Annotated in this window: 8 protein-coding genes; 4 read left to right on the plus strand and 4 right to left on the minus strand. The window is 61.2% G+C overall.

Features of this window, described 5'->3' with window-relative positions; all coding sequences use genetic code 11:
• Nucleotides 1-110 precede the first annotated feature (110 nt).
• Entirely contained in the window at nucleotides 111-2,459 is a 2,349-nt protein-coding gene (ccoN, locus tag AXK12_RS00965) for a cytochrome-c oxidase, cbb3-type subunit I (RefSeq protein WP_068710906.1), read from the minus strand.
• Between the two features lie 178 nt (nucleotides 2,460-2,637).
• The gene (locus AXK12_RS00970) at nucleotides 2,638-2,931 is read right to left on the minus strand and encodes a hypothetical protein (protein ID WP_156468754.1); all 294 of its coding nucleotides are present in this window, start codon (nucleotides 2,929-2,931) and stop codon (nucleotides 2,638-2,640) included.
• 245 nt (nucleotides 2,932-3,176) lie between these two features.
• Between AXK12_RS00970 and AXK12_RS00975 the strand changes: the two genes are divergently transcribed.
• Genes AXK12_RS00975 through AXK12_RS00985 form a run of 3 tightly spaced genes read left to right on the plus strand, consistent with a single transcriptional unit; the run spans nucleotide 3,177 to nucleotide 5,200 of the window.
• Nucleotides 3,177-3,473, plus strand: coding sequence for a hypothetical protein (locus AXK12_RS00975; protein ID WP_068710908.1), 297 nt, complete (start codon nucleotides 3,177-3,179; stop codon nucleotides 3,471-3,473).
• 4 nt (nucleotides 3,474-3,477) lie between these two features.
• Entirely contained in the window at nucleotides 3,478-4,209 is a 732-nt protein-coding gene (radC, locus tag AXK12_RS00980) for a RadC family protein (RefSeq protein ID WP_068710909.1), read from the plus strand.
• A 46-nt stretch (nucleotides 4,210-4,255) separates the two neighbouring features.
• Nucleotides 4,256-5,200: a helix-turn-helix domain-containing protein gene (locus AXK12_RS00985; protein ID WP_068710910.1), complete on the plus strand. Its 945-nt coding sequence runs from the start codon at nucleotides 4,256-4,258 to the stop codon at nucleotides 5,198-5,200.
• A 251-nt stretch (nucleotides 5,201-5,451) separates the two neighbouring features.
• Here AXK12_RS00985 and dxs read toward each other — a convergent pair whose 3' ends face one another.
• Together dxs and xseB are read right to left on the minus strand one after the other, a co-directional pair.
• Nucleotides 5,452-7,461, minus strand: a complete 2,010-nt coding sequence (gene dxs / locus AXK12_RS00990) for a 1-deoxy-D-xylulose-5-phosphate synthase (RefSeq protein ID WP_231863468.1) — start codon at nucleotides 7,459-7,461, stop codon at nucleotides 5,452-5,454.
• Nucleotides 7,462-7,556: 95 nt separating this feature from the next.
• Complete coding sequence (gene xseB / locus AXK12_RS00995; protein ID WP_068710911.1) at nucleotides 7,557-7,808, minus strand: exodeoxyribonuclease VII small subunit; 252 nt, start codon at nucleotides 7,806-7,808, stop codon at nucleotides 7,557-7,559.
• Nucleotides 7,809-7,994: 186 nt separating this feature from the next.
• Here xseB and AXK12_RS01000 point away from each other — a divergent pair.
• A partial coding sequence (locus AXK12_RS01000) for a M48 family metallopeptidase (RefSeq protein ID WP_231863469.1) occupies nucleotides 7,995-8,533 on the plus strand: 539 nt, incomplete at its 3' end.

Below are 8,533 nucleotides of genomic sequence, written 5' to 3' on the forward strand. Positions count from 1 at the left end.
GGAGTCGCGGACTACTCTTTTACTGGGCAAAGTGCTGCTGGCACTTCGTCCAGTGTAGGCCGCTTGGGAGTGTGAGTTTCGATGTGGGTAAGTGGCTTGGTTTGCCGGTTTTAGCGCACCGACGCGGTGCGGGTCGCCGCCACGTTTTCGGATTGGCCGAGTTTTTGGAGGTAGGCGATGAGGGCGATGATCTCCTTCTCGGGGGCGACGTAGGCACCGGCTTCGCGCAGGCCCTTGGAGATGGCTTTGGCTTGGGCGTTTACGTCGTCGAAGATTTGCTGCGGGCTGAGCGGGCCGTAGGGCACGCCGAGCATGCGCTGGACGTTGATTTTGGAGGGCAGCGCGGCGACGTCGGTGTTGTTGGTCGAGAGCCACGGGTAGGAGGGCATGTTGGAGCCTGCGGAGATGCTGCGCGGGTCTTCCATGTGGCGCAGGTGCCAGACATCGGGATACTTACCGCCGACGCGGGCGAGGTCGGGGCCGGTGCGCTTAGACCCCCACTGGAAGGGGTAGTCGTAGATGGACTCGCCGAGTCGCGAGTAATCGCCGTAGCGCAGGACGTCGGGCACCATCGTGCGAATCATCTGCGAGTGGCAGTTGTAGCAGCCCTCGCGCACGTAGATGTCGCGGCCCGCGAGTTCGAGCGGAGTGTAGGGGATTTGGAGCCGGTCTTCGACGTTGTCGGGTTTGCTGACGAGGACGGTGGGGATGATTTGCACGAGTCCGCCGGCGGCGACGGAGATGAAGACCAGCACGCTAAAGGGGAGCGCGTTTAGGAGGAGTTTCTCATACCAGTCCTGCCAGTCTTTGCCGCGCGAGTAGAGCAGCGCGTAACCGGCTATGAGCGTCACGAGCGAGCCGGCAATGCCGAGCGCACTGACGATGCCGCTGCCCATCATCCACAGCGACGCAAAGCCCACGAGGAAAACGGAAAGGATCACGGGGCCGTTACCAAAGGTCGGGAGCCAGCCTATGCGCTCCTTGTCTGCGGCGGCGGAAGCGCTATCACGCGAAGCGGCAGGCGTCTTGGCCTCGACGTAGATGTCGATGGAGCCGTTGACGGGCTGGGCACCGCGCACGGTTTGCCAGAGGTTGTAGGCGAGGAGCAGCCAGCCAACAAGGTAGAGCCCGCCGCCGATGACGCGCATGAGCATGAGCGGTTGGATGGCGTGGAGCGCGTCGAGGAAGTTGGGGTTACTGAGGAGAGTGCCTTCCTCGGCGGTGGCGTTGAGCATGAGGCCCTGGGTGATGCCGCTGCTCCACATGGCGGCGACGTAGAGGAGGATGCCGAGCAGGCCGGTCCAGAAATGGATGTTGGCGAGCGAGGTCGAGTAGAGCGGCTTGCTCCAGAGGCGCGGGATCAGCCAGTAAATCATGCCAGCGGCCATAAAGCCGTTCCAGCCGAGGGCTCCGGCGTGGACGTGGCCAATGATCCAGTCGGTGTAGTGACCGAGTGCGCTAACGGCTTTGATCGAGAGCAGCGGCCCTTCGAAGGTCGCCATGCCATAGAAGGTGATGCCTGCGACGAAGAACTTGATGACGGGCTCGGTGCGCAGCTTATCCCATGCCCCGCGCAGAGTGAGCAGTCCGTTGAGCATGCCGCCCCAAGAGGGCGCCCAGAGCATGAGCGAGAAGGTCATCCCCATCGTTTGCAGCCAGCCGGGGAGGGCGGTGTTGAGCAGGTGGTGCGGGCCCGCCCAGATGTAGATAAAGACGAGCGACCAGAAGTGCACGATGGAGAGCTGGTAGGAATACACGGGGCGCTCGGCGGCCTTCGGCATGAAGTAATACATGATGCCGAGGATCGGCGTGGTGAGAAAGAACGCTACGGCGTTGTGCCCATACCACCATTGCACGAGGGCGTCCTGCACGCCGCCGAAGATGGGGTAACTGTGCAGTAGCGAGGTGGGGATTGAGAGGTGGTTGACGATGTAGAGCATCGCCACGGTGAGAATCGTCGCGATGTAGAACCAGATGGCGACGTAGAGGGCGCGTTCGTTTCGGCGTGCGAGCGTCCAGAAAAAGTTGACGGCAAAGACGACCCAGATGAGCGCGACGGCGATGTTGATGGGCCAAATCAGCTCGGCGTATTCCTTGCCGCGCGTGAAGCCGAGAGGCAGCGTGATGGCGGCGGCGACGATGATGAGTTGCCAGCCCCAGAAGTGCAGTTGGGAGAGGAAGTCGCTGGCGAGGCGGGCTTTTACCAGCCGCTGGGTCGAGTAGTAGACGCCCGCAAACATCATGTTGCCCACGAAGGCGAAGATGACGGCGTTGGTGTGCAGCGGGCGCAGCCGGCCAAAGGTCAGCCAAGGGAGGTTAAAGTTGAGCCGCCAGAAATTGAGCTGCGAGGCCACAAAAACGCCTACTAGCATGCCCACCGCGCCCCAAATCACGCAGGCGAGGATGAACTGCCGGACGACTTTGTCGTTATACTCAATGGTTAGTTTTTGTTGGCTCATCGGAGGGGAAAGGGGAATCGGAGTGGCGGGGCGGAGGAGGGCTAACGACGGGGTTGTGAATCGCTGGGGAGTGGCGGGAGGTTTGCCTGGTGTTAGGGCCGGGGTTTGGTGCTAGGGGAAGGCGTGTGGGCGCGTGTGTGTGGGCGGTGCTGGGGGCCTTGCTTGAGCGCGCGCTAGATTAGTGCACAGCCTTGGCGTGGGTGTGCATTTCTTGGCCTCGCGCGGACTGCGCCGTGGGGACGGTCGAGGGTTTTGCGATGGCGGTGAGTGGGGTTTCGTCAGCTAGCGGCATGAGTGCGTCGCGCTGCGCGTCCGAGTAGTGCTTGCGCGAGGTCTCGCGCAGAAAGAACACCACAAAGGTGAATACTAAGCACAGGCTGATGGTGAGCGTGAGGGGGATGACGGCCATGAGGGAGTTGGAAGCGGCGAAGTGAGTGGCGCGGCCTGCCGAGCGACAAGGTGCACTGGGCAAAAACTGAGCGGTATAAGGAAAGATACACGGTATAAGATAAATTCATTATACGTGGCGAGGCCGATAAGTGCTCCGCGTGTGTTGGCAGCCACTGCGCACATCTTGCGGAAGGAGGCCGTTCTTATTGGGCGTGCTCCTGTTAGTCGCAGGTCTGTGGAGGCGTTTTGTTGGGTGAAGTGCTGATAGCACGTTGCACAAAACGTGAGAGCGGCTTGGCTCTGTGCATTCCCCGAACCCGAGCATCGATGGCTAAAGATAAGGAGCCCAAGCCCGACCTGGTCCGCTCTTCAGCGGCGCAATACCTGACCACGCACCAAAGCGCGTACCTCGCCGTTTACGGCGAGGTCAAGCGAGGTCATCGTCATATGGAGCCGAAGGCTCCCCTAGCTTGTGGAGGAGAAACTCCGACCGCAGGGGCGGAGTTCTTCAGCTTCGTCGCAGCGAGTGCTTTGGGAGAAGTCAGTGCGCAGATGTGTTATGAGGATGAGGACATCTGGCGTCGGCTAGCGCGTAGAGGCGCAGGCCGCCAAACCCACCGCTAAAAAGATGAGCCACGAGTCGCTGCCTTTGCCGGAGTTGCCCAATCGCTTACTGGAGACGGTGCAGGCGGAGCGGCCTCAAGAGCGGCTGGAGCGCGAGGGCGCCGGGGCACTAAGCGACACAGAGCTGTTGGCGATGTTGCTGCGTAGCGGGACGCAGGGGATGGATGTGCTTTCGCTCGCGGCGCGGCTGATTGAGGAGGCCGGCTCATTGGCGGGATTAACCGAGTGGCTGGAGGATGACTTTAGGCGCTTTAAGGGCGTGGGGCGAGTGAAGGCACTGCAACTCCTCACAGTGATGGAGGTCGCTAAGCGGATCCTGCGCCAGTCGCAAGGGGAGTCGCCACGCATCGAGAGCGGCGAGCGGGCGGCCGCGTATCTCGCACCGCTGGCAGTGGGCTTGCGCGTGGAAAAGTTCTGGGTGCTCTCGCTCAACGCACGGCAGCACCTCATCCGCTGTCGCGAGCTCAGCTCGGGGACTGTGGAGGGGACGCTCGCACATCCGCGCGAGGTTTTTCGTATTGGGATTCGCGATGGGGCGAGCGCGCTGGTGGTCGCGCACAATCACCCGAGCGGCGACCCTACAGCGAGCCCCACGGACTTGCAGCTGACGGCGAAGTTGCGCGATGCATCGCATGTAGTGGATATACCACTACTCGATCATATCATCCTAGGAACGAAAACTGCTGATCCCCTTCAGCGTGGCTACTATAGTTTCAGAGAGTTAGGTTTGATTTGATGCTTGGAGGGTCTTCGCTTTAGTGGTTCTTCTGAAAGGACTTGCCATGCCCTCGACCACCCCAGCAGCTCCCCGTCGCAAACAAGCAATCGTCGAGCAGTTGCGCAATAGCCGCATCTATCGAGACTACGAGCGAGCGTTTCGAGATATGACGGGGCTACCGATTGCGCTGAGTGGGCAGGGGCTCGGCGAGTACGCGCCGCCGCATCGGGGAGACCCTAACGAAAATCCGTTTTGCGCACTCATGGCGCGCAGTAATCGCACTTGTGCGACATGCCTGCAGATGCAGCGGCGGATGGAGGACGAGGCGCAACTAGAGCCGACGACGCTGCGTTGCTTCGCGGGGCTGTGCGACTCGGCGGTGCCAGTGCGCGTGGGGGAGAACCTAGTCGCGTTTTTGCAGACGGGTCAGATTCTGCTGCACGAGCCCACGAAGCAGGAGTTTAGCAGGAGCTCCCAACGGCTGCTTAAGCTGGGCAGCGATATTGATGTGCGGCGGCTGGAGGAGACCTATTTTCAAACCCGTGTGCTCGATAAGCAGCAGTATGAAGCAGTTTTGCGGCTCCTAGAGGTCTTCGCTCAGCACCTCGCGATGTTGAGCACCGAGTTGATGGTAAAGGCGGAGGAGCCCGAGGTATCGCCCGCCGTCAGCAAGGCCTGCGACTTTATCAGTACGCGCCACAACGAGGAGCTTAGCCTGCCTCAAGTCGCTAAGGCAGTGAACATGAGTTCGTTCTATTTCTGTAAAATGTTTAAACGCTCCACCGGGCTGACGTTTACGGATTACCTCGCTCGCGTGCGTGTGCAGAAGGTCAAAAATCTGCTCCTCAACCCGCACAAACGGGTCAGTGAGGCGGCCTTCGAGTGCGGCTTCCAGTCGCTCTCTCAGTTTAACCGCGTGTTTAAAAAAATCACTGGCGAGTCGCCAAAACGCTACCGCGCCCGACTCACTGAGGAGTCGGGGCGCGCTGCCCCAGCTACTGCTCCGTGAGTTGAGGGCTGCGTTTTTTTCCACTACGCGTGGGGCGGTGGCATGCTGCCACTCCCATTTAAATCACGATTTGGCTCGGTCGCTTCGCAACCGAACACAAATCGTGATTTTAAATAAGCCCTCCCTCCCTGTCGCAACGCGACAGGGGGAATTCTTTCAAATTTGGGATTTCGCTTTCGCGCGATAGCGCGATGAGAAATCCCAAATTGAACGGGTGCAGCGACACGCTGCCGCTCCACGCGTAGTGGCACTCAGTGAGATTTGTCTGAGGCGAAACGCGTTAGAACGCGTGAGTAGATCGCTTCTGGCGAGAGGCCGTGTGCGGCGCGGAGTTGGGCGACGCTGCTTCCGTGGCCGACGAATTGGTCGGGCCAGCCGATGCGCTCGACTGTGGTTTTTGTGCCTGCGTCTTGCAGGGTTTCGAGGACAGCGGTGCCGAAGCCGCCGTTTACGACGTGGTCTTCGAGCGTCACGATGAGGGGAATGGTGGCTGCTTGTGCGAGGAGCAGGTCGCGGTCGAGCGGTTTGGCGAAGCGCGCATTGACGACGGCGACGCTGAGGCCGTTTTCGCTCTCCAGTTTTGCGGCGAGTGCGAGTGCATCTTCGAGCATGGGGCCGAGGGCCCAGAGTGCGAGGTCGCTGCCTTCGCGGAGGAGCTCGGCCTGACCGATGGGCAGTGCGGCGGGGTTTTGCTTAAGTGTAGTTTCGGGGCCAGTACCGCGTGGGTAGCGGATGAAGCTGGGGCCGTCGTGCTGGAGTGCGGTGTGCAGCATGTCGACGAGTTCGTCTTCATCTTTGGGCTGCATGATCGTGGCTCCCGGGACGCAGCGTAGGTAAGCGATGTCGAAGAGGCCGTGATGGGTGGGGCCGTCGTTGGCGGAGAGGCCGGCGCGATCCATGCAGAAGACGACGGGCAGTTTTTGCAGGCAGATGTCGTGAATGATCTGGTCGTAGGCGCGCTGGAGGAAGGTGGAGTAGATGGCGACGACTGGTCGTAGGCCCTTGGTCGCGAGTCCGGCGGCGAAGAGGACGGCGTGTTCTTCGGCGATACCGACGTCGAAAAATTGAGCGGGGAGGGCGCTTTGTAGGTGGGTGAGGCCGGTGCCGCTGGGCATGGCGCCGGTGATGCCGACGATGCGTGGGTTACCGCGCGCGAAGCGGACGAGTGCGTGGCCGAAAACGTCTTGTAGGTTTTGGCGGGCGGGGTTCTGGGAGCCGGAGCTTTGTGCTGGGTTCTCTCCCGTCTTGGGGTCGTAGGGACTGGAGCCGTGGAATTTTTCAGGGTGGTCGAGAGCGACTTGGAGGCCCTTTCCTTTTTTGGTGAGGACGTGGAGAAGGACGGGCGTGTCGGAGTTTTTGGCGAACTCTAGATTCTTAATGAGCTCGTCGAGGTCGTGCCCATCAATGGGGCCGAGGTAGCGCAGCCCGAGTTTTTCAAAGAGGCTGGATTCGACGAAGAAGTCTTTGGTCTCGCGTTTCCACTTGGTGAAGAGCCGGTGCATGTCCGGCCCGCCGGGCAGGCTGGTGAAGAACTTTTCGAGGTCGTGGTAAGCGCGGTTGTAGGTGCGGCTAGTAGAGAGGCGGTTGAGGTATTTGGCGATTGCTCCGACGTTTCGCGCGATCGACCACTCGTTGTCGTTAAGGATGACGATGAGGCGCTTGGTGGAGGTGACGACGTTGTTGAGTGCCTCCATCGTGATGCCGCAGGTGAAGGCGGCGTCGCCGCAGAGCGCCACGACGTGTTCGTCGGTGCCGAGCAGGTCGCGCGCAGTGGCCATGCCGAGTGCGGCGGAGAGGGCAGTGCCCGCATGGCCCGCGCCAAAGGCGTCGTGAGGGCTTTCGTCACGTGAGAGGAAGCCACTCGCGCCGTCGGTTTGCCGCAGCTTTTGGAAAAATGAGCCGCCGCGTCCGGTGAGGAGTTTGTGGATGTAGCCTTGGTGCGAGACGTCGAAGACGAACTGGTCGCGTGGGGTCTCAAAAACGCGGTGTAGGGCGATCGTGAGTTCGACGACGCCGAGGTTGGGGCCGACATGGCCGCCGCTCGCTGAGGTGACGGCAATGATCTCGTCGCGGATTTCTTGGGCGAGGGCCGGGAGCTGCACGGGGGCGAGTGCTTTGAGGTCGGCGGGCTCGCGGATGCGCGCGAGGAGCGATGAGCTTGGGGAGGGGGTGGTTTCGCACGGCTGTGCATCCGTATCGGCAGCGGCATCGGTACCGAGGGCGGCGTGCATGGGGGCGAAGTGAGAGACGGAGTGACTCATCGAGGGTGTGGAGCAGTCAGCGGCGGCGAGCCGGCGTGGGGTGTTCGGGAGGTGGTGCTGGCGAGGCGAGTGTGAGTGTTGCGTGCAAAGGGGGATTAGCTCTCGCGGCCGATTTCGAAGGGCTCGAACTTTGCCGACTCGGCCTCTGAGGCTTGCCTGAGTTGCTCGACCTTGAGTTCGGCGTCCTTGAGCCGGTTTTGGCAGAGTTTTAGCAAGCGACTGCCTTCCTCAAATTGGGCAACGAGTTCGCCCAACGGCACTTTCCCGCCTTCCATTACGGCGATGACCTGCTCGAGGTTTTGGAGCGCGGTTTCAAATGAGGGGTCTGGCTGCTTGGTATCATCCACGACGGCGCACGATGCGGCGGGGCGAGTCCATTTCAACTCATCTTTGGTTGAGTGAGCTGTGCAGGACACGCGAGTGCTGGGCCCGCCGCCCCTTCCGTGTGTGCGTCCGCCGCTCAGCAAAAAAAGCGCTTCTGATTTCCGCTTTGGACTGGCGAGCGGTGCAGTCGCGGCCTGCACTGCGCGCCCATGTCTTCGGTGCTTTATATCGCGGTCGGGCTGCTCGGGTTGCGGCTTATTGCAGAGTCGGTTTTAGCTGCGTTGAATTGCGCGGAGGTGCGGCGGTATGCGCAAAAGGCCCCCGAGGCGGTCGCCGCAATTATGGATGAGGTAGCCTATAGGCAGTCGGTCGCATACACCTTGGCGCGTGCGCGTTTTGGGCGAGTCGCGGAGTGTTATGATTTTGCCGTGCTCGTCCTCGTCTTGTGCGGGGGCGTGCTGCCGGTGCTTTACGATTGGGTCGTGAGTTGGGGAGCCGCCGAGGCGGCGTGGACGCGGGCGGTGTTTTTATTATTGGTGGGCGTGTTGTTGGCGATTCCCGGGCTGCCGTTTGATTGGTGGGGTCAGTTTCGGCTGGAGGCGAAATACGGGTTTAACAAGGCGACTCCTGCGCTCTGGTGCGGCGATAAGCTCAAGGGCTTGCTGCTCATATTACTTATCGGGTTTCCGCTCCTGTGGGTGCTGCTCTCACTGGTGGAGTGGGTAGGGGCGGGGTGGTGGATTTGGGG

It is taken from the genome of Cephaloticoccus capnophilus (assembly GCF_001580045.1).
GTDB classification, from domain to species: domain Bacteria; phylum Verrucomicrobiota; class Verrucomicrobiia; order Opitutales; family Opitutaceae; genus Cephaloticoccus; species Cephaloticoccus capnophilus.

Excerpts from the sequence above, each read along its gene's own strand:
- ccoN (WP_068710906.1), bottom strand. The coding sequence starts at position 2,459 with ATGAGCCAACAAAAACTAACCATTGAGTATAACGACAAAGTCGTCCGG.
- AXK12_RS00975 (WP_068710908.1), top strand. The coding sequence starts at position 3,177 with ATGGCTAAAGATAAGGAGCCCAAGCCCGACCTGGTCCGCTCTTCAGCG.
- radC (WP_068710909.1), top strand. The coding sequence starts at position 3,478 with ATGAGCCACGAGTCGCTGCCTTTGCCGGAGTTGCCCAATCGCTTACTG.
- AXK12_RS00985 (WP_068710910.1), top strand. The coding sequence starts at position 4,256 with ATGCCCTCGACCACCCCAGCAGCTCCCCGTCGCAAACAAGCAATCGTC.
- dxs (WP_231863468.1), bottom strand. The coding sequence starts at position 7,461 with ATGAGTCACTCCGTCTCTCACTTCGCCCCCATGCACGCCGCCCTCGGT.